Below are 26,138 nucleotides of genomic sequence, written 5' to 3' on the forward strand. Positions count from 1 at the left end.
CCTCCTTAGTCATCCATCTGGCTTTGCAGATAGTTCTGCAGGCCTGTCATGCGGATGAGATCAAACTGGGATTCCAGCCAATCCAGGTGCTCCTCCTCATCCTCGAGAATGTCCTCCAGAATGTCGCGACTGACATAATCCCGCTCCTGCTCGCAAAGGGCGATGGCCGCGCGCAGCAGGGGCAACTCCTGCTCCAGCTGATCCTTGTCGCAGGAGAGCATTTCCTGGGCATGCTCGCCGATCAGCAGCTTATCCAGCTGCTGCAGGTTTGGCAGTCCTTCGAGAAACAGAATACGTTCGATAAGCTTGTCGGCATGTTTCATGTCCTGAATCGACTTTTTGTAATCCTTGCCGTTGAGCTTTTCCAGCCCCCAGTTGCCGAACATGCGTGCGTGCAGAAAATATTGATTGATTGCGGTCAGTTCGGCGGTAAGTACCTTATTTAACTGAGCCACAACATTGGCTTGGCCTTTCATGGTGAGTGTCCCTTGGCTGAAATTTGATCCAGATCAACTATTTCAAGCTAGTACACAAGTGCCGATTTCTCAAATTTATCGTTTTATTTCAAAATTATATAGAACAAGAATAATTATTGTTCAGAATTGAATTTCGCTCCAAGCAGAAACAAAAACGGCTCCCGTGGGAGCCGTTTCAGATCAGATGATCCTGTGCTTGTTCAGCTTTTCTTCGCGTTCGGCCTTGGCGGCCTCACGGGCCTTGCGTCTGTCGCAGGGCTCATCACAATCACAGGCTTTTTCAATCCCGAGGGCGCCCAGTCCGCCGCAACTTCCCTGCACTACTTTTTTCCGGATCAGATATCCCACGGACATCAACAGGAAAAACAGCATCAACACGGCAAATGCCGCAATAAAGGTGCTCATATACTACTCCTGCTCGCCTATCAGATAGGGTTTGAAGGCATCACTGTAGAAGACCTTGAAACCCTCACCCTGCTTTTCAATCAGCATTATCGCCAGCTGCTCGCGTTTGGCAAGCTCAAGTGACGCTTCAGTACCAAGAACCATCATGGCCGTGGCGAAACCATCGGCGGTCATGCAGTCTTTGTGCATCACGGTTACCGACGCCAACTTGTGCTTGATGGGATAACCGCTGCGGGGATCGATAAGGTGCGTAAAGCGCTGGCCTTCTTCCTCATAGTAATTGCGATAGTCACCGGAGGTGGCCATGGCCATGGTACCGGGCGCTATCACCTGGGATATGGCCCTGCCCTCGCTGGTGGGCTTTTCTACCGCCACCCGCCAGGCACTGCCGTCGGCCTTGGTGCCCTTTACCGATAATTCTCCGCCTATTTCCACCAGATAGCCACTGACTCCGTAACCGTCGAGCACATGGGCAATCTTGTCGACCCCAAAGCCCTTAGCGATGGAAGACAGGTCCACATAGAGCATGGCATTGTGCTTGGACAGCCTGTTGCCTTCAATGGACAGCTGATCTATGCCAGTGCGGGCCTTGGCGGCCTCAATTTCGGCCGGAGTCGGCACATGGGTCGGGCGCTTGTCGGGACCAAAGCCCCACAGGTTCACCAGTGGCCCCAGGGTGATATCCAGGGCGCCGCCCGTTACCTGATACAGGCGCATGCCTTCGCGCACCACCTTGATGGTGTCGTCTGACACCTCTATGCTCTGCTCCAGCGGCAACTGGTTGAATTGACTGAGTTCGGACTTAGGCCTGTAGGTGGACATCTGATCGTTGACCAACTCCAGCGCGGTATCGATCTCGGCCTGCAGCTTGTCGGCCTTCGGCACCTTGGCATTGGGCACCAGCTTAATATGGTAGGTGGTTCCCATTGTGTTGCCGGCGAGTGAAATCAGCTCGGGCTCTTTGGCACAAGCTGAAATAAAAAAGGCCAGCCCGACGAGGGCCAGCCAGTTTAATAAGGTCTTTTTCATTGGGACCTGCATCTCTTTGCGATTTGTCCCCCGGCAAGCCGGGGGACACTGGCATTAACCGCCGAAGTCATCCAGCAGGATGTTTTCATCTTCGACACCGAGATCTTTGAGCATGGCGATCACGGCCGCGTTCATCATTGGAGGACCACACATGTAGAACTCACAATCTTCCGGGGCTTCGTGGTCACGCAGGTAGTTCTCGTACAATACGTTGTGGATGAAGCCGGTGTAACCGGTCCAGTTATCCTCGGGTTGAGGATCGGACAGGGCCACATGCCATACGAAGTTGTCGTTCTCGGCCGCCAGACCGTCGAAATCTTCCACGTAGAACATTTCGCGCTTGGAGCGGGCACCGTACCAGAAGCTCATCTTGCGCTTGCTCTTCAGACGCTTGAGTTGGTCGAAGATGTGCGAACGCATTGGGGCCATACCGGCACCACCACCGATGAATACCATTTCTGCATCGGTATCCTTGGCAAAGAACTCACCGAATGGACCGGAGATGGTCACCTTGTCACCGGCCTTCAGGCTCCAGATGTAAGACGACATCTTACCGCAAGGCAGACTCAGGTTACGTGGTGGTGGCGTGGCAATACGCACGTTCAGCATGATGATGCCGAATTCTTCAGGGTAGTTGGCCATGGAGTAAGCACGGATCACCGGCTCATCAACCTTGGACTCCAGCTTGAAGAAACCAAAGTGTTCCCAGTCGCCACGGTATTTCTCAGGTACGTCGAAATCGGCGTACTTGACGTGGTGAGCAGGGGCTTCAATCTGGATATAACCACCGGCACGGAAAGGCACAGACTCACCATCAGGGATGGCCAGCTTGAGTTCCTTGATGAAGGTTGCCTTGTTATCGTTGGAGATAACTTCGCATTCCCACTTCTTGATACCGAAGATCTCTTCGTCCAGCTCGATCTCCATGTCAGATTTTACGTTTACCTGACAGGACAGACGACAACCCTTACGGGCATCACCCTTGCTGATATGGTCGAGTTCGGTTGGCAGAATGTCGCCGCCACCGGACTTAACCACCACGCGGCACTGGCCACAGGAGCCACCGCCACCACAGGCAGAAGATACGAAGATACCGTTATCTGCCAGTACGCCCAGCAGCTTGCCGCCGGCACCGGTAGTGATGGCCTTCTCGGGATCATGGTTGATACCGATTGTGATGTCGCCACTGGAAACCAGCTTGGACTTGGCGAACAGGATCACCAGCACCAGGACCGTAACGATCGCGGTGAACATCCCGACGCCCAGAAAAATAATATTACTATCCATTAACTTATCCTTAGAAGGTCTAAATTAATCAGAAGATCTAAATTAATCGCCTTCTTTGAGTGTCCCTTAGAGGGACACACCAGAGAACGACATAAAGCCCAGCGCCATCAGACCGGCAGTGATAAAGGTAATACCCAGACCACGCAGACCATCGGGAACATCGGCATACTTCAGCTTTTCGCGAACGGCGGCCATCAGCACGATAGCCAGGGCCCAACCGATACCGGAACCGATACCGAATACCACGCTCTCGCCCAGCTTATAGTCACGCTCAACCATGAAGGATACGGCACCGAAAATGGCACAGTTCACAGTGATCAGCGGCAGGAAGATACCCAGGGCGTTGTACAGTGGCGGGAAGTATTTATCCAGCGCCATTTCCAGGATCTGTACCAAGGCTGCGATCACACCGATGAAGGTGATGAACTTCAGGAAGCTCAGATCCGCTTCAGGCAAACCAGCCCAGGCCAGTGCGCCGGGAGCCAGCAGGCCCTGGTAAATGATTTGGTTGGCGGGAACCGAAATGGCCAGTACCACGATAACCGCAATACCCAGACCCATGGCTGTGGTCACCTTTTTGGATACCGCCAGGAAGGTACACATACCGAGGAAGAAGGCCAGCGCCATGTTTTCAATGAAAACAGAACGAATTAACAGACTGATGTAGTGTTCCATTGACCTTATCCTTTTGCTTCAACTTGGTCAGGCTTGTAAGTGCGGATTACCCAGATCAGCGCACCGATCAGGAAGAACGCACTGGGTGGCAACAGCAACAGACCGTTTGGCTGATACCAGCCACCATCTGAGACCTTGCTGAGGATTTCCACACCAAACAGCGAACCGTTACCAAAGAGTTCACGGATAACACCAACAGACATCAGGATGGCACCATAACCCAGACCGTTACCGATACCGTCCATGAAGCTCATCATTGGCGGTGTCTTCATGGCGTAGGCTTCGGCGCGGCCCATCACGATACAGTTGGTGATGATAAGACCCACGAACACCGACAGCTGCTTGGAGATGGCATAGGCATAGGCCTGCAGCACCTGATCCACCACAATTACCAGAGAGGCAATGATGGTCATCTGTACAATGATGCGCACACTGCTAGGAATGTGGTTACGGATCATGGAGATGAACAGGTTAGAGAACGCAGTTACCGCGGTCAGCGCCAGTGTCATCACCAGGGCAGTTTCCAGCTTACTGGTTACCGCCAGGGCACTACATACACCCAGCACCTGCAGTGCAATGGGGTTGTTGTTCAGAATAGGTCCGGTGAGAACCTGTTTCAGTTCTTTGGAATCGGCCATTAGCTCAGCCCTCCGTTGCGTGCTTTTTCAATGAAAGTCGCAAAACCTTCTTTACCCAGCCAGAAATCAAGTGAGTGCTGTACACCCTTACTGGTCAGGGTCGCACCTGACAGGGCATCCACACCGTGAATGGAGGCTGCAACAGCAGGGTTCTTGGTCACGGAAATGGCCACTTTACCTTGCTCATCATACAGCTTCTTGCCATGCCACAGATGCTTCCACTTGGGGTTCTGAACTTCACCACCCAGACCTGGAGTTTCACCCTGATCGTAGTAAACCAGGCCCTTGACAGTGTTCATGTCAGGCTCAACCGCCAGGAAGGCGTACATGGTTGACCACAGACCATAGCCGTGAACCGGCAGGATCACGCTGGTCAGCTTACCGGCGTCGTCGTGTACCAGGTACACCACGGCCTGATCGGCAACGCGCTTGACCGAAGCAATGTCATTCTCGGGCACGAAAGAGGTCTTCACATCACGGGCAGCCTTCTTCTGATCGAAAGCTTCCGCATCACCTGCGATGAATTCACCAGTCTTGATATCGATCAGACGGGCTTCAACATACTTCTTATAGGTGTCGATGATCTGTGCCTTGCTGACTTTCTCGGCTTTGGCGTCGACCAGGCTGGCAGCTTCCAGAATGTACTTTTGCTTATCCAGCTGTTTGTTTTCTTCCTGGGTTGGCTTGAGCATCACCACGGCAGTGGATACGAATACCGCGCAGATCAGGCAGAGGCCAACAACGATAAACAGCGTTCTTCCGAACGAATCTTTATGACTAGCCACGGGCGATCCTCCGCTTGATATTCGCCTGAACCACGAAATGGTCGAACAGTGGTGCAAACAGGTTGGCAAACAAAATCGCCAACATCATACCTTCTGGGAATGCAGGGTTAATCACACGGATGAACACCACCATGGCGCCGATCAGGGCACCGTAGGCCCACTTGGCCTGGTTGGTGAATGACGCAGACACAGGGTCGGTCGCCATAAACATCATACCGAAGGCGAAACCACCCAGCACCAGATGCCAGTACCAAGGCATGGCAAACATGGGGTTGGTATCGGAACCGATAAGGTTCAGCAGCATGGACACAGCAATCATACCCAGCATCACACCACCGACGATGCGCCAGGAGGCGATGCGGGTGTAGATGATGACCAGACCACCGAGCAGGATAGCCAGGGTAGACACTTCACCAACAGAACCGGGAATAAAGCCATAGAAGGCATCCCACCAGCTCTGGTTGAAGGCGTAGTCCAGGGTGCCGGCAGCAGCTTGGCTCAGGGCAGTCGCGCCTGAGTAACCATCGGCCACAACCCAGGTAGTGTCACCGGACATGTTCAGCGGATAGGCGAAGAACAGGAAGGCACGACCGGCCAGGGCTGGGTTAAGGAAGTTACGTCCGGTACCACCGAACACTTCTTTGGCCAGCACCACACCGAAGGTGATACCCAGAGCCACCATCCACAGAGGGATAGTCGCGGGCAAGGTCAGGGCAAAGAGGATGGAGGTAACAAAGAAGCCTTCGTTAACTTCATGACCACGTACGGCAGCAAACAGCACTTCCCAGATACCGCCGATGGCGAAAGTCACGGCATAAATAGGCAGGAAGAAACAGGCACCATACCACATGAGTGCGGCCCAACCGGATTCAGCGGTCAGCTGAGTGCCAAACAGACCAAACAGGTCCACCTGCCACACATCCGGAGTACCGAAACCGGCCGCCAGGGCGATTTGCGCCTGCAGACCCACGTTGTACATACCAACAAACATCGCCGGGAAGGCACAGGCCCACACAGTGATCATCATACGCTTCAGATCGAGGTTATCGCGAACGTGGGTGCGGCCCTTGTTCACCTTGCCTGGCGTATAAAAGATGGTGTACGCGGCTTCAAAGAGCGCGTACCACTTCTCGTATTTACCGCCTTTTTCAAATTGCGGTTCAATACGCTCAAAAAAATCTTTCAAGCTCATTAGCCTTCCCTCTCCACGGTATCCAGGCAGCTACGCAGATAAGAACCGTAGTCATACTTGCCGGGACAAACAAAGGTACACAGTGCCAAATCTTCTTCATCCAGCTCCAGCGCACCCAAAGCAACTGCACCGTCGGTATCACCGGCCAGCAGGCTGCGCAACAACATGGTTGGCAGTATGTCCAGTGGCATGACGCGCTCGTAGTTGCCGATTGGCACCATGGCACGATCAGAACCGCCGGTGCTGGTGGTCATGTTGAACAGACGTGAAGGAGACAGGTGGCCGAGGAAGGCGCGGGTGATAGAGTACTTGTTGGCGCCGGGCAGCATCCAACCGATGAACTCTTTCTCTGTACCTTCTTCCAGCAGGCTCAGCTGCAGATGGTAGCGTCCCAGGAATGCTTGTGGACCCGAGGCAGTACGACCGTTGAGCACAGAACCGGAAATCCTGCGCACGTTACCTGGTTGCACTTCACCGGCAGCCAGCTGTTCGATGCTGGCACCCAGACGGGTACGGACCAGACGCGGCTTGGCCGCTTTTGGACCACCAATGGCAATCACACGGTTGGTGTTCAGCTCACCTGTGGTGAACAGTTGACCAATGGCGATCACGTCCTGGTAGCCAACATGCCATACGCTGCGGTGGGCAGAGGCAGGCAGAATAAAGTGGATATGAGTACCAGCCAAACCTGCAGGATGTGCACCGGCGAATTCATGTACTTCGGCGTTGGCGGCCGGAACATCGGCACCGGGTGCCTTGCAGAGGTAAACCTTTCCTTCGGTCAGCTTCGCCAGCACCTTGAGGCCGTTGGCAAAATCGTCCTTGTGCTCACGGATCACCACAACAGGGTCCGCAGCATGGGGGGTGGTATCAATGGCGGTGACAAAAATACCGGCCGGGATGGCATCCACAGCGGGTACCTTGCTGAAAGGACGGGTACGCAGTGCAGTCCACAGACCTGATTCGATCAGGTTGTCGCGAACTTGCTGCGACTCAAGCGAATCCAGTGCTGCCGCATCATACTTGGCGAAGGCGACGGCATCGTTGCCTTCGACCTCAATCACCACAGATTGCAGAACACGCTTGGCGCCCCGGTTGATTTCGAAAATAGTTCCACTGGCCAAAGCCGTATATTTCACGCCAGGATTCTTTTTGTCTTCAAAAATCACCTGACCTTTTTGAACCTTGTCGCCTACCTTGACTTTCATGGTAGGACGCAGGCCAATATACTCTTCACCCAATGTAGCTACGTGTTTAATGGCTGGGCCATCATGGATAACTTGCTCTGGTCCACCTGCTAAGGGCAGATCCAATCCTTTCTTAATTGTAATCATATCCACATGCACTACGTTTGAAGGAAAGACAATGCGCCGCGTTCCGGTTAAACAGCCGGTTTTAAACAAAACCGTTCGCCTGGAATTAGCGCTGATTTATCACAGAAATGCGATCGCAATCACGCTGGTCGCGCGCATTTTACCCCAATTGCATTGCCATCGCCACGAAAATTATAGGCGCATTTAAACGGGAAAATGTTGAAATTACACCCTTTTGCCACACTTTTCCCGCCCCTTTAACCGGTCCCCTAATCATTAAAATTTATTAATGCAAGCAACATCTTAACTTCTAATTTAACAAGCGCTTGCGGCAATCAAGATCACAAAGCCCGGCATAAACCGGGCTTTGTATGGCGGAGGGTTAAATTGTCGCAATGGGAGCTGGATCACCCTTGCCAGCGATAGCCCAAAAATACGGCAGTATCTGCCCCCGCTTGCACACCAAATGGCCCCCTTATCTGAGGCCCGTTGTCACCACTGAGGTTCTCGGCCCGCAGGAAGAACGTGTGATTGCCAAGCCGATAATCCAGATTGAGGTCGACCCGGGTTACCCCGTCGATTTCGGCATCACGCATTTCAACATATTGCCCCTGAAGGGTCAGGCTCAGATTGGCGTACCGCACACCGGCCATCAGTGTAATACTGTGCTCCGGCAACCAACCCAGCGCGCCATCCTCGCCGGCACACAGGCCAAGATTGTCCACACAAGCGTTGGCTTCGGCCCCGTTGTGGCTGAAGTCATAGTTGACTCTCAGAGGCCAATGCCAGTCACCGCTGTGCCACTGGGTATCCAGTGTCAGATGTCCGCCCCTGGCATCCACATCCTGCAGGTTAAATTGCTGCAACATCAACTCAGAGTTGCAGGCCAAAATGGTTCGGCAGTCCAGATGCCAGTTGGCAAAACTCTGCTGCCAAAGGGTGGCTTCAAGCGCAAGGTTTTCCCCCTGCCATCTGGAACTCACGCTATGGTGCCAGGACTTCTGGGGCCGCATAGCACTGTTGCCTGCGGCCGGGGCTTGCCACTCGGCGCGGCTGGCCAGGGTCAGGGACCAGTTTCCGAGACCATAGCTCAGCTGCAGCGATGGCTGCCAGCTGCTGTCCTGAAAGTCAGTGTTCACCCACTCGCCGGCTTGCAAGGCAGCAGCGTCATTTTCCAAGCCTTCGTCGCCCGGGCCTATGTTGCGCTCAATGCGGCTGTCGAGATATGCCAAGTCCAGCCCGAGGTGAACGCTCGCTAACCTGAACTCAGCCCCCAGATTTGCCGCCAATTGTCTGCCGGAATCAGCAATTGATAGGCCCGTCACAGGGGATTCGAGGTTCATTTCCCCCTGCGACCACAGCATCCCAGCCTGCCGGGGATGGTAATCGCCACTGTCCTCCTGAAACCCCAGACCGTAATGAACGCCCTCTGAGTCCGCCGGCCGACTGTCAATACGCAGGCCATAAGCCAAAAGGTCCGCATCGATTCCGCCCTGTTGACCTTCAAAAAAGTAAGGGGTCACTTGCGAGGCAAGGGCCAGCGCGTCAAGCATATCAACAGGTGTCTCCTCCCCGTCAGTCAGAGAGCGTTGTTGGCGTTCCGTTTGTTGGTAGTAAAGTCGGGTATGGGTTTGCCGCACGCCAGCAGCGCCCAATCTGTGATCCAGCAGGAATCTGTGGGCCTGCTGTTTAACCCTGTCGGCCGCCGTCGCCTGGAAAGGCTCCGGCGCCACTATTGAGGTAAACGACTTCCCCCAGGGGGAGTCAAACGCATCCCGATAACTGTACTGGTAACTGAGCTCGGTGCGCTGCCATTGGCGTGCCCCTGGCAAACTCTTGGCCGCCATTTTCATCAGCAGGCGCTTCTGTGAATCGCTCTGGGGTTCGCGGTATTGCCACTGCTGGTCATCCTGGCCTCTGGCATATTGACCAAGCAACATAAATTCCACCCCGTCACCTTGTTGGTACCAGCCGATGTCACCCTTGCCTGCATCCCGGTCACCAAGTTCCAATCCAAAGCGATTTCCAGTCTTGCTTAAGGCGCGGCTGGACAGCTGAATATCGCCCTGGTGGCAATCAGCCGCCCCATTACACAGCGCCAGGGTATCGATAAACTCCACACCCAGAGGGATTTCCAACGCAGGGGCGGTCAAGGGCGCGGCAAGCAAAGTGATGCCATCAAGGGACAGTGTCGCTGCACGGCCATGGTACAGACGAAAATCACTTTCCGGATAATCTCCGGGAACCTGGCTGATACCGGGCAGCAGATCCAGCAGGGGCGTAAGGGTACCGTAGTGGAACTGTCCCGCCACCGAGCTATCAAGCTTGATTGATTGTAAGGTATTGCTGTCGTTGGCTATGGCCAAAGACGGCAAGAGACAATAAAAAAGTAGCAGGAAAAATCGGTTCGCCGAACTTGGCTTCATTATGCTTATTCACCCGAAAAAATAGCGCTGGGCGATGGATGCGGTTAAGCGCCTCGCCGTATTAGAATTATTTGATAAAGCTAAGCTATCCCAATCGGGGCATAAAAAAAAGCGGCAATCGCCGCTTTCTTGACACTGTGTCAAAATGTCACAGCCTGTTTAAAATCTCGTCGGCAAGTTTGAGTTCGTCATTGCGGTTAACCTTGACGCCTGCGGCGATGACAGCCCTGGCGATATCCTGGGCCTGGGACAGCGAATGCATTTCATAGGTACCGCATTGATACTCATTGAGCTCGGGAATAGCCTTTTGATCCTGCACCTTGAGCACATCTTCCATGGCGGCCAGCCAAGCCTCGGCCACCCTTGTTTCCGCCGGGGCACCTATCAGGCTCATGTAGAAACCGGTACGACACCCCATGGGCGAAATATCAATGATTTCCACGCCGTTACCGTTCAGGTGATCACGCATAAAGCCGGCAAACAGGTGCTCCAGGGTATGAATGCCCCGCTCGCTTAAAATGTCCTTGTTGGGAGCACAAAAACGCAGGTCAAACACGGTAATGGTATCACCGCCGGGGGTCTTCATGGTCTTGGCCACCCGCACAGCGGGAGCATTCATACGGGTGTGATCGACGGTAAAACTGTCAAGTAACGGCATGCTGGATCTCCAATCTCTAACCTGGGTCTGTGCCCGGAACTAGCATAGCATCAAAGGCGGCCGGCCTACACGGCCCTGACCCGCCGCCCATCCTCAGAAATATTCATGTTGGCTGACGCCAATTATTGCCGCAGCCGGGTATAGGCATCCTCGGAAATGGCGTGATAGCGCCTGACGCCCTGCTCATATTCCTTGTAAGCCTTGTAAACCTTTTCCATCATGGGGTCCTGGGCCGACTGCTCGGCAATCACCTCCGCGGACACCTTACGCAGCTGTGCCATCACGTCCTCGGGGAACTGGCGCAATTGCACCCCGTGTTCATTGATCAGGGAATCCAGCGCCGCCACATGGCGCACTGTGTACTCATCAAGCATATCCTGGTTGATGGCCTTGGCGGCCCCTTTGACTATGGCCTGCAGATCATTGGGCAATGCCGCAAAGGCCTGCTGGTTAATCAGAAACTCCAGTGATGAACCCGGCTCATGCCAGCCCGGATAGTAGTAATACCTGGCGGCCTTGTGCAGGCCGAAGGCCAGATCGTTAAAGGGCCCCACCCATTCGGTAGCGTCAATGGCACCGGTTTGCAGCGCGGTATAGAGTTCCCTCCCCGGCAGGGTCACCGGCACGCCACCAACCCGTTTGAGCACTTCACCACCGAGCCCCGGCAGGCGCATTTTCAGGCCCTTAAGATCTTCCATGCTGTTGATTTCACGATTGAACCAGCCGCCCATTTGCACCCCGGTATTACCGCCCGGCAAGGGAAGTATGCCAAAGGGGGCATAAACCTCCTCCCACAATTGCTGGCCGCCGCCGTAGGTGAACCAGCCATTCATTTCCTGGGCGTTAAGACCAAAGGGAATGGAGGTGAAAAACTGCGCCGCCGGCGCCTTGCCCTTCCAGTAATAAGCAGCCGAGTGTCCCATTTGCACCGTGCCCTGACTGACGGCATCGAATACCTCGAACGCCGGCATCAGCTCCCCTGCACCGTAGACCTTGATTTTCAGTCTGCCGGCGGACATCTCCTCCACCATGGTCGCGAACCGCTCAGGCGCCATGCCAAGGCCCGGGAAATTCTTTGGCCAGGAGGTGGCCAGCTTCCATTCTATGGGTTTAATTTCAGCCTGGGCTTTGCCCGCTTGCTGTCCGTCCTGCTGATTACAGCCCAGCAGCATGGCTACCGCCAGCAATGCCGTCCCTATCCTGAATTTCATACAAACGACTCCTTTTTCATTTTGTCAGGGGACTCAGCCCTGACCATAAATCACTTCCGGCAACCAGGTGGCAAGTGCAGGCCACAGGCTGAGCACCAAGAGCAACAAGAGTTGTATGGCGACAAAGGGCACCACACCGCGATAAATCTGGGCACTGCTGACCATTTGCCCTGCCACACCCCGCAGATAAAAGAGTGCAAAGCCAAAGGGCGGGGTCAAAAACGAGGTCTGCAGGTTGATGGCGATCATTATCCCAAGCCACACGGGATCGAGCCCCATTGCCAGCAAAATCGGCGCCACCAGCGGCACCACCACAAAGGTGATCTCGATAAAGTCCAAAATGAAGCCGAGCAGGAAGATCACCAACATCACCAGAGCCATAGCACCAATCACGCCACCGGGCATATTGGAAAACAGCTGATGGATAAGCTCCTCACCGCCAAGACCGCGAAATACCAGGGAAAACACCGAGGCACCAATCAGGATCAAAAACACCATGGAGGTGATCTTGACCGTCGCCTGCATCACCTCACCCAGCACCCGCCGACACAGCTGTCCCTTGATAAGGGCAATGACCAGAGCACCACCGGCTCCAACGGATGCGGCCTCGGTGGGGGTAGCTATGCCGAACAGAATTGACCCCAACACCAAAAAAATCAGCAGCATGGGCGGCAGCAGTGCCGTCAGCACCTGACCCCATGATATGGGCTCAGCCCCGGTGGCCTCTTCTGTTTTGCCAAAGGCGTTTGGCCGCCACCAGAGCATCAATGCCGTATACAACACATACAGCAGCACCAACAGCAGCCCGGGGATCAGGGCTCCGGCAAACAGATCACCGACGGACACCGACTTGGGATTGAAGATCCCCATTTTCAGCTGTGCCTGCTGATAAGCATTGGACAGCACATCCCCCAGCAGCACCAGGGCGATGGAGGGCGGGATAATCTGCCCCAGAGTACCGGTGGCACAAATGGCACCGGCGCTGAATTCCGGGGAATAGCCGCGTTTAAGCAGGGTCGGCAGCGACATCAGCCCCATGGTAACCACTGTGGCGCCCACAATGCCGGTACTGGCCGCCAGCAACATGCCGACAAAAAACACGCTGAAGATAAGCCCACCACGCAAACGACCAAACAGCGCCGCCATGGTGGTCAGCAGCTGTTCTGCCACCCGGGACTTTTCCAGCACCACGCCCATAAACACAAACAGGGGGACCGCCATCAGTATGCCGTTGTTGAGCACCCCATAGATGCGGTTCGGCAGCAGCCCCAGCAGGCTGAGGTCAAATTCGCCAAACAGGCTGGCAATAAAGGCAAACAGCAGCGCCGTGCCCCCCAGGGTCAGGGCCACGGGGTAACCCAGCATCAGCACCAGACAAATAACAGCAAACAATGCCAGCGCCATATCAATATTCCCCCCGCTTCAGGCTGATGCCCTTGCGATACAGCTGAGCCAGTCCTTCCAGTACCAGGCTGGTGGACAGCACCAGCAGCAGGGATTTTTGCAGGTAGACATAGGCCAGACCACCGGCCTCCACCGAGGACTCGTGAATGCGCCAGGAGCCCAACACATAAGCCCAACTGAAACCGAAAATGGTCAGCGCCAGGGGGAAGAGGAACAGCAGAGCGCCGAGAAAATCAATCCAGCACTGACTGCGGGCCGAAAAACGGCGATAGAAAACATCAACCCGCACATGGGCGTCACGTTTGAGGGTAAAACCGGCGGCCAGGGTAAAAATGGCGCCGTGCAGATAAAGGGCCGTTTCCTGGATGGCGGTGGCGCCGATGCCAAATACGTAGCGCAACAGCACCACGGTCAGGGTCAACAGCAAAATAGCCAGGCTGCACCAACCCGCAAGCCGGCCACAACCTTCGGTCAGCGCCTCGGCCCATTCAATTAAGTGTTTCATTGCTCTTGTTATCCGTAAAAATCGCAACCTATTGATAACAGAAAAAACACAATGAATAAACAGCCGTTAAGCCCTGTGGATTGTCGGCTGTACATAAAAAAACCACGCATGAGCGTGGTTTGTCATATCACAGCAGCCGAATCAACCGCCGCGGCACTTGGGCGAGTCGGGAGCCGCCCCCTGGGCCTGCCATTCTTCGGGGGTATAAGTGTGCATCGCCAGCGCATGGACGCCGCCGGCCAGCTCGTCAGCCAGGGCCTGGTTAACCGCCCGGTGGCGGGCCAACAGTCGCTGACCGCTGAAATGCTCACTGACCACAATCACCTTGAAATGGGTCTCTGAATTCGGTGGCACATTGTGCATGTGGCTCTCGTTGTTCACCTCAAGATGGGTGGGCGCCAGGGCCTGGGTCAGCTTGGTTTCAATGATTTGGGCTAAAGACATTCTCTGTTCCGCAATTTGAGGCTTGGTATGTGCGCAAGGTTACTGCCGTCATTCTTACCGGTCAATCTTGCCGGCCACTCTAGCCGGTTAGTTTTGCCGGTCGTTCAGCTGATCCACTAGCAGTGCCGTGAATAGCAGTGCCGTGAAATCCCGGGGTAAGCAGCCTGAAGGTGAAGTTCAGCCGCTCGCCGACACCCTTGCATCTGGGCAGGCCGTGTTGCCAATGCTGCTGCATGGGATGATGCATCAGCAGCAGATCGCCACTGTTCAGTACCAGGCTCAGCCGCCGCCCCGTAAGCTTGTCCTTGAGCACAAACTCACGGCTGGCCCCGAGGGTGATGGAAGCTATATCACTGCCGGGCACCAGCTCGGGTTCGTCGTCGCTGTGAAAGCCCATGGCATCCTCTCCACTGCGATAGCGGTTGACCAGCACACCGTTACTGACAAAACCCAGCTCCCACTCCAGCTTGGCCCGAAGCCTCGCCGCCAGCGGCGGCCAGGGCAAGGCCTTTACCAGCAGCGAAGAATAGACATAGTCGCAGCCGGGATCGGCAAACCACACCTGCTGCCTGGGAATGGGGTGCCACTTGCCGTAGACTCTAATCGACGGACTCTCAAAGGGATACGTGCCGGCCTCGGCCCACAACGCATCCTGTCTTGTCTGGTCGAGAAATCCCGGAATATAAGTCATGGGCGGCATCTCGGCATCACCCAAGCCAAAATCCAGTTGTACGCCCTTTGACATTTACCATCGCCTCTGTGGTTGGGATCTGCGATAATCCCCGTTTTGCTCATCTGTTACTTTGCCATATGACCACCCGATTTTCAGCCGCCGGTATCGAAATGCAACTGCGCCGTTATCCTGAAACGGCCGATGCCAACCTGCAGGCCTGGGATGCCGCTGACGAGCACCTGCTGCAACACCTTAGCGAAGCAGGGGAATTGCCGAAGGGGCCAGTGATGCTGCTGAACGACAGCTTCGGCGCCCTTTGTTGTTCCCTTAAACAGCGCTGGCCCGAGACCGAGCTGCTGTTTTGCTCCGATGCCCGCACCGGCCATTTGGGAGCCCAGGCCAACCTGACTCTCAATGACCTGGCGCCGGGAAACACAGGTTTTCATGCCAGTCGTGAACTGGCCAGCTTGCCTGTACCGGGATTGGTACTCGCCAAGCTGCCAAAAAACCTGAACTTCCTGGCCGACCAGCTGCGGCAGTTGTCCGGTCTGTTACCGGCCGGCACCCGGGTGCTTATCGGTGCCAAGGCCAAATCCATCAACAAGGCGCTGCTGGAGAATATCGGCAGTCATCTGGGCCCTGCCCAGGCAAGCCTGGCGTGGAAAAAGACCCGGATCATCACCGTCGTTGCCGACGGTAAACCACGGCCACCATTGAGCATCAGCCGCTGGTCTGTTCCCGAATATGATCTCACCCTCTCCAACCTCAGCAATGTGTTTGCAGCGAGCAAGCTCGACATAGGTGCACGTCTGATGCTGGAACACATGCCGACGGACAATTTTAGGTCGGTCATCGATCTCGGTTGCGGTAACGGGGTCTTGGGTCTGCGGGCTGCACAGTTATATCCTGAGGCCCAGGTACATTTTGTCGATGAGTCCGAAATGGCCGTCGCCAGTGCCGAGGCCAACTGGAAGGCCAACGGATTCAAGGACAAGGGCCACTTCCACTGGGATGATTGCCTCAGTCACCTGGATGAGAGCATCAGCGCCGACCTCATCCTCTGCAATCCGCCCTTCCATCAGGGTGAAGCCATCACAGATCATATCGCCTGGCAGATGTTCAACGACGCCAAACGACGCCTCAAGCCCGGTGGTCTGCTGCAGGTGGTGGGCAACCGCCATTTAGGCTATCACATCAAACTCAAGCGGCTGTTTGGCAACTGCAAAACCGTCGCCAGCAATGGCAAATTTGTGATACTGCAAGCATGGCGCTGAGAACTTTAAGACGCCAATAAAAAAGGGACCCTGGCAGGTCCCTTTTTTATCGCACTGTCCCCTTACACACTCCCCTTAAAGGGCGGCATCATCGAACAGGCGAACATGGGTCAGACGCGCCACTTCGTCTATGTAGCGCCGCACTCTGTGGGGAAACTCAAGTCCTTGGACCATGGTCAGGTTGCGCAGGGTCGGGAACAGCAGTATGTCGTCGTATCCCAGGCGGTCATCCCGCTCCGATGGCAAGGCGATAAATTCAAGGTGGGACAGCAGGGGTTCCAGATTGGCGATATAGTCCCCGCTGTGGGCCAGCGCATCATCAAAGCTCATCTCAATCAGGGCACTCTTTTTCTCGGTGTAGAAATCTATGGCAGCTTGAGTGGCATATTCCGGCAGCCCCAAACGCACGGTGCGGGGATAGATAAGGCGATTGGCATAGAAACTCACGCTCCCCTGCCAGGCCTTGATGGCCTCTTCATGCTCTGCGTCAATCAGCACAGGTTCGCCATCCATAGCATCCAGATAGGCCACTATATCCAGGCTTTCGCCCATAAAGCTGCCATCGGCTTTTTGCAGAATCGGCACCATATTGGCACCGACCATGGCAACACGGGCGTCCACATCGTCATTTTGCAGAATTTCTTTTTCGACTCTCAGTCCCTTAAATCCCACCAGCATCATGGCGCGAACACAGTAAGGGCAATGTTCAAACACAAACAGCTTCATTGAGTTTCCTTGGCAAGCCTTGGGCGAATGGCCCAAAGCTTACCCGATTTTCACGCCGGGGACATAGGGGGCGAACTGATCGCGGCACTGGGCCCCATCAACTATCCTTAACAGTGCACGTTTCTTCCAACAGGATGAACCATGACAGCAGCTTCACTTCCGGTCATAGGCTGGCGTGAATGGGGCATACTTCCGGACGTGGGCAATGAAAGAGTCAAGATTAAGATAGATACCGGCGCCAAAACCTCTTGCCTGCACGCCTTTAAAATCAAGCCTTTTTACCGTGACAAGGTTAAGTGGGTTGAGATCTGGCTCCATCCGGAACAGAAATCCTCCCGCGCAGTGCGTTGTGAGTTTCCGGTCCATGACAGGCGCCTGGTCACTGACTCCGGCGGCCACAAACAGCTGAGGTATGTGATCAAAACCTGCCTGGTATTGGGCGCCCATCAGTTCGAACTGGAGCTGACGCTGAGCCGGCGCGACAACATGCGTTTTCGCATGTTGCTGGGCAGAAGAGCCCTCAATGGCCGCTTCCTGGTGGATCCGGCGGCATCCTATTTAACAGGAGTAGACTGATGCGAATTGCCATTCTATCCCGTAACAAAAACCTTTATTCCACCAGCCGCCTGGTGGAGGCAGCCCGGAAACGGGACCATGAGGTTCTGGTGATCGATCCCCTCACCTGCTACATGAACATCAATATGAAATCCCCCAGCATACATGCCAAGGGCGAGGTGTTGCCGAAGTTCGACGCCGTGATCCCGCGCATTGGTGCCTCGGTGACCTTCTACGGCACCGCCGTGCTGCGACAGTTTGAGATGATGGGGGTGCAACCCCTGAATGAATCCGTCGCCATCACCCGCTCCCGCGACAAGCTGCGTTCGTTGCAGCTTTTGTCACGTAAAAACATCGGCTTGCCGGTCACGGGCTTTGCCAGCAAGCCGGCGGACGTGCCGGATCTGCTGCAAATGGTGGGCGGCGCCCCCTGCGTCATTAAGTTGCTGGAGGGGACCCAAGGCATAGGCGTGGTGTTGGCCGAAACCCGCAAGGCGGCGGAAAGCGTGATCGAAGCCTTTATGGGCCTCAAGGCCAACATCATGGTGCAGGAATACATAGCCGAAGCCGGCGGGGCTGACATACGCTGCTTCGTGATTGGTGACAAGGTCATCGCCGCCATGAAACGCCAGGCCATCGCCGGGGAATTTCGCTCCAACCTGCATCGGGGCGGCACAGCCACCCTGGTCAAGTTGACGCCGGAGGAGCGCTCCACCGCCGTGCGGGCAGCCAAAACCATGGGATTGAACGTGGCCGGGGTTGACATACTGCGCTCCATGCACGGCCCCCTGGTGATGGAGGTGAATTCCTCACCCGGCCTCAAGGGCATAGAGGAGGCCACCGGCATAGACGTGGCCGGCAAGATCATCGGCTTTATCGAGGCCCATCAAACCCACCACAACACCAAAACCCGGGGCACCGGCTGAGTTTCAGCCCCTGTCTGCTGCAGCCGTTATCTCAGAACTGTCACCGTTTTCAGCGCCTGTGGCACTGTTCTCGGCGACTGCGGCAGCGGGCGGCGCAAACAGCAGACGCCAGCGCTGCTTCAGGCTGAGATCCGGGGCACTGGCCTCACGCAGCATGTCGCTGGCCTCACCGAAGGTAACCTTAAGCGGATTGAAGCTGTTCACCGGCTTGGTGATGCCATAGCGCACGGTTTCGACTTCAGGCTCAAAGGTGCCGAAAAACCTGTCCCAGATGATCAACACCCCGGCATAATTCTTGTCTATGTACTGGGGATTGCTGCCATGGTGCACCCTGTGGTGGGACGGGGTATTGAACAGCCACTCAAGCCAGCCCAGTTTACCCACCAGTTGGGTATGGACAAAGAACTGGAATCCCAGACTCGCCAGCACGGAAAACACCACCCAGGCGGGATCGAAACCTATGATCACCAAGGGAACCCAAAACATCCACATGCCCGCCAGCGGATACAGCATGCTCTGGCGAAAGGCGGTGGAAAAATTCATGTTTTCCGAGCTGTGATGGGCCACGTGGGCCGCCCACATCCAGCGCACCCTGTGGCTGGCGCGGTGAAACCAGTAGTAGCAAAAATCCTGGGCCAGCAATAGCAGTAAAAAGCTTTGCCAATTCATGTCGATATCAAACAAGCGCCAGCCAAAGAGCCACAGGTACAGCTTGGCGATGGCGAGCCCGGCCAGCAGATCCGCCCCCTGGTGCATACCGGCCAGGGATAAGTTGCACAGCACTTCCGGCAAGCGATAACGGGCGCTGGCCGGCAGGCGGCCGCGAACGTCCCCCAGATACCACTCCAGGGCTATAAAGAGAAAGAACACCGGCGCCAGCGCCAGCAGTAAAAATTCCGGGTGGGATACCAGAGTTTCGAGGCCCATGATTCAGGATTCCTTGCGTGTGATTACCATTTGGCGAAGTGATCTTCCGTGAGTCCGGGCACCGCCTTGAGTTGATGTTTCTTGCCCTGGGTATCGACCACCCAGCCGTCGAAATGGCCCAGATATTGACGAAAGTTGCTTTTCAGCAGCCCCAGATTGAGTTTCTCCTTGCGACAGGCTTCTGGGCGGAAACTGAGTTCCAGCTCACTGCGCTCCGACCAGATGCGCCATAAACCGTCCTCCCCGGCATGACGATCAAAGTCGAAGTGTACCGGCGACAGGTGCTGACGCACACCGTCGAGCCAGAGTACGTTTTCACTGGAGCCGGTTTCGTTGACCCCGGCCGCGAGATTGAGCCCCAAAGTGTGCTCACCGAGCCAGGCGTTAATGGACGCCCAACGCCAACTGGTTTCCCGGCGCATATAGCCCGCCGAAAAATCATATCCCGCCAGCGCCCGCCCCAGGAGTTGGGGTTCGTGATTGACACTGAGGCTGCCGCCAACTGCCAGGGCATTGTGCTTCTGGGTATAGGTCCAGCCGCTGTAGCCCGTGGGGCTGCACAGGGCCATGGGCAAACTGAGGGGCATGGGCCTGAGCTCCAGTTCGGCCCTCACCTGCCGCCCCTGGATATCCGTATCCAAAAGCACCCGCCACAGGCCCTGGTCGCGGTAAAAGCGCACCGGCCCCATGGCGCTCTCTCCCTGCCAGGGCGACTCGCCAAGCTGGTAGCTTGCCACCGGCGGCCGCAGCCACTGCTTCTGGTACAGCTTGGCGGCGCTTTTGTCATAGAGATAGCAAAAGCCGCTGCCAAGGTAGCGAATATCGGCTATCGCCAGTCCCAGCACATATCTTGGGGTATGGATGGCGACAAATTCGAATTGTTTGAAGCTGAAATGCCGTCCCAGGCGCGACACTGGTTTGTCCATCTCGTTGTGCAGTGGAAAGTCTCCACTGCCCAGGCTGCGTGGTGGCAGGTCAAAATGGCCAAAGCGCGGCTTGCCGCCCTTGCTCAGCAGACAATCCAGTTGTTCATGGGTCACCAAAGTGTGCGCTGCGGTCACAATCCTGTCGTCCTTTTACCAGGCGGTTTCAAAATCGAATGATAACTCTAACCCGTCACAAAGGTGGATTGAAGCCCCTCCAGCTACAAATGTTAAAAATATGCTGCAAAGGCTATTACTGCCCCGCGCTGGAAGCCTGAAACAAATCTGGTATCCTGATGCCAATTTATTTGCCGGCCCATAAGGATTTTCATGAAAGCCACTCTTCCCGCCCTGCTCGCTGCCGTGCTGCTTGCCGGTTGTGCAAGTCAACCTTCTTACATAGCCCTGAGTCCGGAACTGCCGGCGGTCAAATCCGTGGCAGTGGGTCAGTTACTGACCCTGAGCACGGTTGACAACCGCAAGGCCAATTTTATTGTCCGCATCAACGAAGACGGCAAGGCCGCCAGACTGGTGGCCCCGGGTGAATCGCCCCAGGCCCAGATAGAGGACTTGCTGCGCCAGGGACTGACCAAGGCCGGCTATCAATTCGGGGCCGGCTCAGACACCAGCGTTGAGTTCCAGTTGGAGCAATTGCTGACCGATGTCAACGAAGGCACCTTCGGCTTCGAAGCCAACAGCAATCTGGTGATCAGCGTGATGGCCTTTCGCCGTCCCGGCGGCGGCAATGAGCAGCAGTATTTCAGCAAACGCTACACGGCCCGCGGCACCCTCAAGGGTCCCTTCAGTGCCGACTTCGCTACCCTTGAGCTGGAGCTGAACAAGCTGATCACCAAACTCAGTGCCGACATACTCAACGACTCTGAGCTGCATCAATTTTTAACCCGCTGATAAAATAAGGAAAAGCCATGAAATGGATACTCGCACTGTGGCTGGCTGCCTCAGCCTTTGTCGCCAATGCCATCGACATTCAACCGGACACCCTGTATCCCAGGGTTGAGCTGGACACCAGCATGGGCAAGATAGTGGTGGAACTTGACCGCACCCGCGCGCCTATCACAGTGGATAATTTCCTCACCTACGTGGTGAAGGGGGAGTATGACAACACCATTTTCCACCGCATCATCCCCGATTTCGTGGTCCAGGGCGGTGGTCTGGATCTTAAGCTGGAAGAGAAAAAAGAAGACAAGCCCATAGTCAATGAATCCGGCAACGGCCTGTCCAATGCCTTCGGCACCATAGCCATGGCACGGGAAAATGAACCCCATTCGGCCACCCGCCAGTTTTATTTCAACGTCGCGGATAACACCAAGCTGGATCCGTCCAAGCGCCGCTGGGGCTATGCCGTATTCGGTGAAGTGGTGGAAGGCGCCGAGGTGCTGCAGGCCATGGCACAGGTCCCCACAGAGGACAATGCCAAGCTGGGCTGGCCCGATGTGCCGGTGACTCCTGTGGTTCTCAAGCGCGCCACTTTGCTGCCCCGCCCATAAAAATTTGGGTTAGCCAAACCTTAAAAAAATTTGAGCATAGACTCGGATTTGCTGTCTATACTGGAATTGCTACAAAAAGGAGGCGATACGATGACAGAGACATCTGCATTCATCGACAGCAAAGCGCCCCAACTGGCTCAGTATGGACGAGCATTCTTGAGTGACCAGCTTGAGTACCGCGAAATCCAGCTGTATTTATGGGATACCCTGGAGGAATGGCAACAGCTCAATCCCCAGGGCGAAGCGCAATCCGATGTGGAACGGGTGTTCTGGTATCTGATGCACAGCTTCGATCGCTGGCCCGACTGGGTGATCCGTGGCAATCAGTTTCTGCGCAGGCAGATCCAGGATTGTTGTGAATACCTCAGTATTGGTGGCCAGTTGCCATCTGGCTGTCACGGGGTTCGCCCCGGCTGATACCGCATTCACCCTGCTGTCCCCAAGACCCGCCGGCAACGGCGGGTCTTTTTCTAACAGGTACTTGGAAAACTGCTGCGGTATTCGGTTATCCTAGGCCATCATTTGCTTGCCATGGTCGCCATGTTCCCCGTTGCCCACACCTGGTCCCGCTGTCGGGATGCCCTGTCCGTCTACCGCCACAAGCGGGTGCTCGTCATGTTGTCACTGGGCTTTTCCGCCGGTTTGCCGTTGATGTTGGTGTTCTCCACCCTGTCCTTCTGGCTCAGGGAAGCGGGCATAGACAGAACCGCCATAGGGTATTTCAGCTGGATTGCCCTGGCTTACGCCTTCAAATGGCTCTGGTCACCTTTGGTGGACAGAATGCCACTGCCGCTGTTTTCCCGTTGGCTTGGGCGCCGCCGCGGCTGGATGCTGTTCTCGCAACTTATCCTGGTGTCGGCCATCGTCGGCATGTCCATGAGCGATCCCCTGACACACCTCAATCATCTGGTAATCTTTGCCCTGCTGGTGGCTTTCTCCTCGGCCACCCAGGACATAGTGATAGATGCGTTTCGTATCGAATCGGCGCCGGAAAATATGCAGGCCGCCCTCGCCGCCGCCTACCAACTGGGCTACCGCAGCGCCATGATAGTGGCCACCGCCGGCGCGCTCAGCATAGCGGCCTGGGTCTCCCCCGGAGATGACAGCTACCATTTGGCCAACTGGCAAACCGCTTATCTGGTGATGGCGGTATTGATGGGCATCGGCATTATCACCACCCTGCTGGCAAAAGAGCCGGTGACCGACACCCATCAGGCCAGCGATGAGGAGCTGGCGATGCGCGCCCGCCTGAGCGCAAACTGCAATCCCCTGATGGCGCGGGCCGGTGCCTGGCTGTACCGAGCCGTGGCCCTGCCCTTTATCGACTTTTTCCGCCGCTTCGGCTGGCATGCATTGCTGATCCTGGCACTGATTTCCTGCTACCGGATCTCCGACATAGTCATGGGGATCATGGCCAACGTGTTCTACGTCGATATGGGCTTTTCCAAGGAGGAAATCGCCTTTATCAGCAAGGTATATGGGCTGATTATGACCCTGGTGGGTTCGGCCTTTGGCGGCGTGCTGCTGGCCCGCTACGGCACCATGAAAATCCTCTTCCTGGGTGCCCTGCTGGTGGCCACCACCAATCTGCTGTTTGCCCTGCAGGCAATGGTGGGCCATAACGTGCCCCTGCTGACCTTCGCCATTTCGGTGGACAACTTCAGTGCCGGCATCGCCACGGCGGCCTTTATCGCTTACCTGTCGGGACTGACCAGCTCGGGCTACAGCGCCACCCAATACGCGCTGCTGTCATCCATTATGCTGCTGTTTCCCAAGTTTATTGCCGGCTTTTCCGGCGCCTGGGTTGATGCCTATGGCTATGTGAATTTCTTTGTCAGCGCCAGTCTTATCGGCCTGCCGGTATTGCTGCTGGTGTGGCTGGTACAAAAACACGGCCCGCAGAAGCGGGCCGGGGATGAAACTCAAGTGAGCAACCAGGACTGTGCTTAATCGCGGAAGTTGTTGAACTGAAACGGCTGGCCCAACTCGGCACCACGGGCCAGGGCCATGATGGCCTGCAAATCGTCGCGCTTCTTGCCGGTAACCCGCACCGAGTCACCCTGGATCTGCGCCTGAACCTTGACCTTGCTGTCCTTGATAAGCTTGACCAGCTTCTTGGCCACATCCTGCTCAATGCCCTGTTTGAACTTGACGTTCAGGGCGAAGGTCTTGCCTGTGTGCACTATCTTGTCTTCCACATCCATTGCCTTGGCATCCACATTGCGCTTGGCCAGCTGGCCCCGCAGTATGTCCACCATCTGCTTGCACTGGAAGTCCGACTCTGACTTGAGAATCACAACGAAGTCTTTGAAATCCACTGAATACTCGACGCCACGGAAGTCAAAACGACTGTCCATTTCACGGCGGGTGTTTTCCACGGCGTTTTTCAGCTCCACCGCATCTACTTCGGAAACGATATCAAATGAAGGCATGGCTCTCTTTACCCTGTTATTCACAAACCGGCGATAGTGTAGCCCCTGAAGGCCAAAGTGTGTAGCCGCGCAGTGCCCACTGCCATCGAATTTTCAATGACAGCGGCTGCACATTTCCCTATCATGACCGCCAGAGTCTCCCTGACGAACCGTATTTGTGAACAACAGCCAGACATTTTTCAAATGGGTCCTGCTGCTCGCCGTGCTGGTGATAAGCTACCTGGTTTTTTCCAAGCCCAACTACCCGCAAACCATCCCTAATATCGACAAGGTCGGCCATTTCGGCAGCTTTTTCCTGCTCGCCTGGCTGACCCAATTGGCGTTCAGACCCAATTGGCCGCAACTGACATTGGCACTTGGCGCCTATGCCGGCCTGATTGAAGCGGTGCAATCCCGTCTGCCCTACCGCAGCGCCTCCTGGGGCGACATGGCGGCCGATATGGCCGGCGTACTCGCCTTCTACATTTGTCTGTGGCTGTACCAGCGCTATCGCCGCGCCGCTAAGCTGGAGCAGTAACTTGGCCGATATCGCCATCCTGGGCCCGGGGGCCATCGGCCAGCTATTGGCGCACCAGCTCTGTGGCGACAAGCTGTTGCCGGACCTGCTGATTCTGATAGGCCGCGAAGCTCAGCCCCAGTGCCATTTGCAGCTGCGTTGCGCCGACAAGAAACACTCCCTCAAGCTGCCCATGTTGGCCCTCTCAGATGTCACCCCGGACGCCCTCAAGGGACTGAGACTGCTGATAGTCACCCTCAAGGCATATCAGGTAGAAGAGGCCCTGGACAGTCTGCTCGACAAACTGCCCCATAATTGCCAGCTGCTGTTGCTTCACAACGGCATGGGCCCCCATAAGGCGCTGCAGCCAAAACTTGGCGGCCGAGGGCTGCTGCTGGGCACCACCAGCCAGGGCGCCCTGCGTTTGGGCCCCTTTGAGGTTAGGCAAACAGGCACAGGCCTGACCCAATATGGCCACTTCTGTGGCCCTGAGTTGGACAACGATCTCAGGCAAAGGCTGCTCACAGTGCCTGGCAGTGAATGGTGTAATGATATCGAAACCGCCCTGTGGCACAAACTGGCGGTCAATGCCGCCATCAATCCGCTGACGGCGCTGGAGCGGGTCAATAACGGCGTGCTGGCCGAACCTCGATTCGCCGCCACCATAAGCGCGATTGTCGATGAACTGCTGCTGGTGGCCGGTGCTGAAGGCATAAGGCTGGAGCGGGAAGTGCTGCTGGAGCGTATCTACAAGGTGATTGAACTGACCGCGGCCAACTTTTCCTCCATGTACCAGGATGTGACGCAAGGGCGGCGCAGCGAGATAGATGCCATCAACGGCTTTCTGCTCACCCTGGCCGAGCGCCATGGGCTGACGCTGCCGGTCAATCAGGAATTGGTTAACCGAATCAACGCCCTTAGCCCAAAGGCAGCTCCAACTCCCAGATAGCTTCGGATACTGTCTCCAAACGCGACAGCATCATGGCCTGGGCATCCTGCAGGCCCTGGTTATAAAAATATGCACCAAACTCACGTCCGATAAAATCCAGCATAAATTCGGCATCAAACTGGCCCAGCTCCACCTCCAGCTCCCGGTCCAGATAGCTTTGCAACTTGGCCACCAGCCGCGCCTTCTGCTCTGGCGGAAACTCTATCTTTGCCATCTATTGCTCCTTGTTCATTTCGCTTATTTAAGCCCCTTGTTAATGTGCCTTGCTTAAGTCCCTTATTAAGGTCCCTTACCAATACTC

General features: G+C 55.7%; 30 protein-coding genes. 9 read left to right on the plus strand and 21 right to left on the minus strand.

The window, feature by feature from the left end; translation table 11 throughout:
• Positions 1-5 precede the first annotated feature (5 nt).
• The 16 genes from bfr to JYB84_RS12900 all read right to left on the minus strand — a co-directional run bounded on the left by bfr (position 6) and on the right by JYB84_RS12900 (position 15,193).
• Entirely contained in the window at positions 6-476 is a 471-nt protein-coding gene (gene bfr, locus JYB84_RS12825) for a bacterioferritin (RefSeq protein ID WP_207320447.1), read from the minus strand.
• Between the two features lie 180 nt (positions 477-656).
• Entirely contained in the window at positions 657-881 is a 225-nt protein-coding gene (gene nqrM / locus JYB84_RS12830) for a (Na+)-NQR maturation NqrM (RefSeq protein ID WP_207320448.1), read from the minus strand.
• Positions 882-884: 3 nt separating this feature from the next.
• Complete coding sequence (locus JYB84_RS12835; RefSeq protein WP_207320449.1) at positions 885-1,910, minus strand: FAD:protein FMN transferase; 1,026 nt, start codon at positions 1,908-1,910, stop codon at positions 885-887.
• A gap of 54 nt (positions 1,911-1,964) precedes the next feature.
• A complete protein-coding gene (nqrF, locus tag JYB84_RS12840) occupies positions 1,965-3,197 on the minus strand; it encodes an NADH:ubiquinone reductase (Na(+)-transporting) subunit F (RefSeq protein ID WP_207320450.1) in 1,233 nt (410 codons plus the stop codon).
• A gap of 66 nt (positions 3,198-3,263) precedes the next feature.
• Positions 3,264-3,872 carry an NADH:ubiquinone reductase (Na(+)-transporting) subunit E gene (gene nqrE, locus JYB84_RS12845; RefSeq protein ID WP_207320451.1) on the minus strand — a complete coding sequence of 203 codons (609 nt, stop codon included), beginning with the start codon at positions 3,870-3,872 and terminating at the stop codon, positions 3,264-3,266.
• A 5-nt stretch (positions 3,873-3,877) separates the two neighbouring features.
• The gene (locus JYB84_RS12850; RefSeq protein ID WP_207320452.1) at positions 3,878-4,510 is read right to left on the minus strand and encodes an NADH:ubiquinone reductase (Na(+)-transporting) subunit D; all 633 of its coding nucleotides are present in this window, start codon (positions 4,508-4,510) and stop codon (positions 3,878-3,880) included.
• A complete protein-coding gene (locus tag JYB84_RS12855) occupies positions 4,510-5,295 on the minus strand; it encodes a Na(+)-translocating NADH-quinone reductase subunit C (RefSeq protein WP_207320453.1) in 786 nt (261 codons plus the stop codon). Before JYB84_RS12855 ends, JYB84_RS12850 begins: the two co-directional genes overlap by 1 nt.
• Positions 5,288-6,487 (minus strand): NADH:ubiquinone reductase (Na(+)-transporting) subunit B, encoded by a 1,200-nt coding sequence (locus tag JYB84_RS12860; RefSeq protein WP_207320454.1) that lies wholly within the window; start codon positions 6,485-6,487, stop codon positions 5,288-5,290. The genes JYB84_RS12855 and JYB84_RS12860 overlap by 8 nt, the downstream gene beginning before the upstream one ends.
• Positions 6,487-7,821, minus strand: a complete 1,335-nt coding sequence (locus tag JYB84_RS12865; RefSeq protein ID WP_207320455.1) for a Na(+)-translocating NADH-quinone reductase subunit A — start codon at positions 7,819-7,821, stop codon at positions 6,487-6,489. The genes JYB84_RS12860 and JYB84_RS12865 overlap by 1 nt, the downstream gene beginning before the upstream one ends.
• Positions 7,822-8,207: 386 nt before the next feature.
• Positions 8,208-10,226 carry a TonB-dependent receptor domain-containing protein gene (locus JYB84_RS12870; RefSeq protein WP_207320456.1) on the minus strand — a complete coding sequence of 673 codons (2,019 nt, stop codon included), beginning with the start codon at positions 10,224-10,226 and terminating at the stop codon, positions 8,208-8,210.
• Positions 10,227-10,374: 148 nt separating this feature from the next.
• A complete protein-coding gene (gene luxS / locus JYB84_RS12875) occupies positions 10,375-10,884 on the minus strand; it encodes an S-ribosylhomocysteine lyase (protein ID WP_207320457.1) in 510 nt (169 codons plus the stop codon).
• A 122-nt stretch (positions 10,885-11,006) separates the two neighbouring features.
• Positions 11,007-12,095 carry a TRAP transporter substrate-binding protein gene (locus JYB84_RS12880; protein WP_207320458.1) on the minus strand — a complete coding sequence of 363 codons (1,089 nt, stop codon included), beginning with the start codon at positions 12,093-12,095 and terminating at the stop codon, positions 11,007-11,009.
• A gap of 33 nt (positions 12,096-12,128) precedes the next feature.
• Complete coding sequence (locus JYB84_RS12885; protein WP_207320459.1) at positions 12,129-13,499, minus strand: TRAP transporter large permease; 1,371 nt, start codon at positions 13,497-13,499, stop codon at positions 12,129-12,131.
• A 1-nt stretch (position 13,500) separates the two neighbouring features.
• On the minus strand, positions 13,501-14,004 hold the full coding sequence (locus tag JYB84_RS12890; RefSeq protein ID WP_207320460.1) for a TRAP transporter small permease subunit: 504 nt from the start codon (positions 14,002-14,004) through the stop codon (positions 13,501-13,503).
• A 141-nt stretch (positions 14,005-14,145) separates the two neighbouring features.
• Positions 14,146-14,448 (minus strand): BolA family protein, encoded by a 303-nt coding sequence (locus JYB84_RS12895; RefSeq protein WP_207320461.1) that lies wholly within the window; start codon positions 14,446-14,448, stop codon positions 14,146-14,148.
• 79 nt (positions 14,449-14,527) lie between these two features.
• Positions 14,528-15,193: an alpha-ketoglutarate-dependent dioxygenase AlkB family protein gene (locus tag JYB84_RS12900; RefSeq protein WP_207320462.1), complete on the minus strand. Its 666-nt coding sequence runs from the start codon at positions 15,191-15,193 to the stop codon at positions 14,528-14,530.
• A gap of 65 nt (positions 15,194-15,258) precedes the next feature.
• Between JYB84_RS12900 and JYB84_RS12905 the strand changes: the two genes are divergently transcribed.
• Positions 15,259-16,395 (plus strand): methyltransferase, encoded by a 1,137-nt coding sequence (locus tag JYB84_RS12905; protein ID WP_207323222.1) that lies wholly within the window; start codon positions 15,259-15,261, stop codon positions 16,393-16,395.
• A 75-nt stretch (positions 16,396-16,470) separates the two neighbouring features.
• Here JYB84_RS12905 and grxB read toward each other — a convergent pair whose 3' ends face one another.
• Positions 16,471-17,121, minus strand: coding sequence for a glutaredoxin 2 (grxB, locus tag JYB84_RS12910; protein WP_207320463.1), 651 nt, complete (start codon positions 17,119-17,121; stop codon positions 16,471-16,473).
• Positions 17,122-17,262: 141 nt separating this feature from the next.
• On the opposite strand from grxB, the gene JYB84_RS12915 reads away from it, so the two are divergent.
• The gene (locus tag JYB84_RS12915; protein ID WP_207320464.1) at positions 17,263-17,697 is read left to right on the plus strand and encodes an ATP-dependent zinc protease family protein; all 435 of its coding nucleotides are present in this window, start codon (positions 17,263-17,265) and stop codon (positions 17,695-17,697) included.
• Entirely contained in the window at positions 17,697-18,602 is a 906-nt protein-coding gene (gene rimK, locus JYB84_RS12920) for a 30S ribosomal protein S6--L-glutamate ligase (protein WP_207320465.1), read from the plus strand. Before JYB84_RS12915 ends, rimK begins: the two co-directional genes overlap by 1 nt.
• 3 nt (positions 18,603-18,605) lie before the next feature.
• Here the strand turns inward: rimK and JYB84_RS12925 are convergent, their stop codons facing one another.
• Together JYB84_RS12925 and JYB84_RS12930 are read right to left on the minus strand one after the other, a co-directional pair.
• Positions 18,606-19,529 carry a sterol desaturase family protein gene (locus tag JYB84_RS12925; RefSeq protein WP_207320466.1) on the minus strand — a complete coding sequence of 308 codons (924 nt, stop codon included), beginning with the start codon at positions 19,527-19,529 and terminating at the stop codon, positions 18,606-18,608.
• A gap of 23 nt (positions 19,530-19,552) precedes the next feature.
• Positions 19,553-20,590: a DUF2804 domain-containing protein gene (locus tag JYB84_RS12930; protein ID WP_228290772.1), complete on the minus strand. Its 1,038-nt coding sequence runs from the start codon at positions 20,588-20,590 to the stop codon at positions 19,553-19,555.
• Between the two features lie 192 nt (positions 20,591-20,782).
• On the opposite strand from JYB84_RS12930, the gene JYB84_RS12935 reads away from it, so the two are divergent.
• The 4 genes from JYB84_RS12935 to JYB84_RS12950 all read left to right on the plus strand — a co-directional run bounded on the left by JYB84_RS12935 (position 20,783) and on the right by JYB84_RS12950 (position 23,910).
• On the plus strand, positions 20,783-21,361 hold the full coding sequence (locus JYB84_RS12935; RefSeq protein ID WP_207320467.1) for a YajG family lipoprotein: 579 nt from the start codon (positions 20,783-20,785) through the stop codon (positions 21,359-21,361).
• A gap of 17 nt (positions 21,362-21,378) precedes the next feature.
• Positions 21,379-21,960 carry a peptidylprolyl isomerase gene (locus JYB84_RS12940; protein WP_207320468.1) on the plus strand — a complete coding sequence of 194 codons (582 nt, stop codon included), beginning with the start codon at positions 21,379-21,381 and terminating at the stop codon, positions 21,958-21,960.
• 90 nt (positions 21,961-22,050) lie between these two features.
• Positions 22,051-22,377: a hypothetical protein gene (locus JYB84_RS12945; protein WP_207320469.1), complete on the plus strand. Its 327-nt coding sequence runs from the start codon at positions 22,051-22,053 to the stop codon at positions 22,375-22,377.
• 123 nt (positions 22,378-22,500) lie between these two features.
• A complete protein-coding gene (locus JYB84_RS12950) occupies positions 22,501-23,910 on the plus strand; it encodes an AmpG family muropeptide MFS transporter (protein ID WP_207320470.1) in 1,410 nt (469 codons plus the stop codon).
• On the opposite strand, the gene JYB84_RS12955 is transcribed toward JYB84_RS12950, so the two are convergent.
• Entirely contained in the window at positions 23,907-24,392 is a 486-nt protein-coding gene (locus tag JYB84_RS12955; RefSeq protein WP_207320471.1) for a YajQ family cyclic di-GMP-binding protein, read from the minus strand. The genes JYB84_RS12950 and JYB84_RS12955 overlap by 4 nt on opposite strands.
• 157 nt (positions 24,393-24,549) lie before the next feature.
• Here JYB84_RS12955 and JYB84_RS12960 point away from each other — a divergent pair, with 157 nt between their 5' ends.
• Together JYB84_RS12960 and JYB84_RS12965 are read left to right on the plus strand one after the other, a co-directional pair.
• Complete coding sequence (locus tag JYB84_RS12960; RefSeq protein ID WP_207320472.1) at positions 24,550-24,909, plus strand: VanZ family protein; 360 nt, start codon at positions 24,550-24,552, stop codon at positions 24,907-24,909.
• A gap of 1 nt (position 24,910) precedes the next feature.
• Entirely contained in the window at positions 24,911-25,837 is a 927-nt protein-coding gene (locus JYB84_RS12965; RefSeq protein ID WP_228290773.1) for a 2-dehydropantoate 2-reductase, read from the plus strand.
• On the opposite strand, the gene JYB84_RS12970 is transcribed toward JYB84_RS12965, so the two are convergent.
• Positions 25,806-26,051, minus strand: a complete 246-nt coding sequence (locus JYB84_RS12970) for a DUF2164 domain-containing protein (RefSeq protein WP_207320473.1) — start codon at positions 26,049-26,051, stop codon at positions 25,806-25,808. The two genes, JYB84_RS12965 and JYB84_RS12970, sit on opposite strands and share 32 nt — an antisense overlap.
• Positions 26,052-26,138 lie beyond the last annotated feature (87 nt).

The organism is Shewanella cyperi (assembly GCF_017354985.1).
Classification (GTDB): domain Bacteria; phylum Pseudomonadota; class Gammaproteobacteria; order Enterobacterales; family Shewanellaceae; genus Shewanella; species Shewanella cyperi.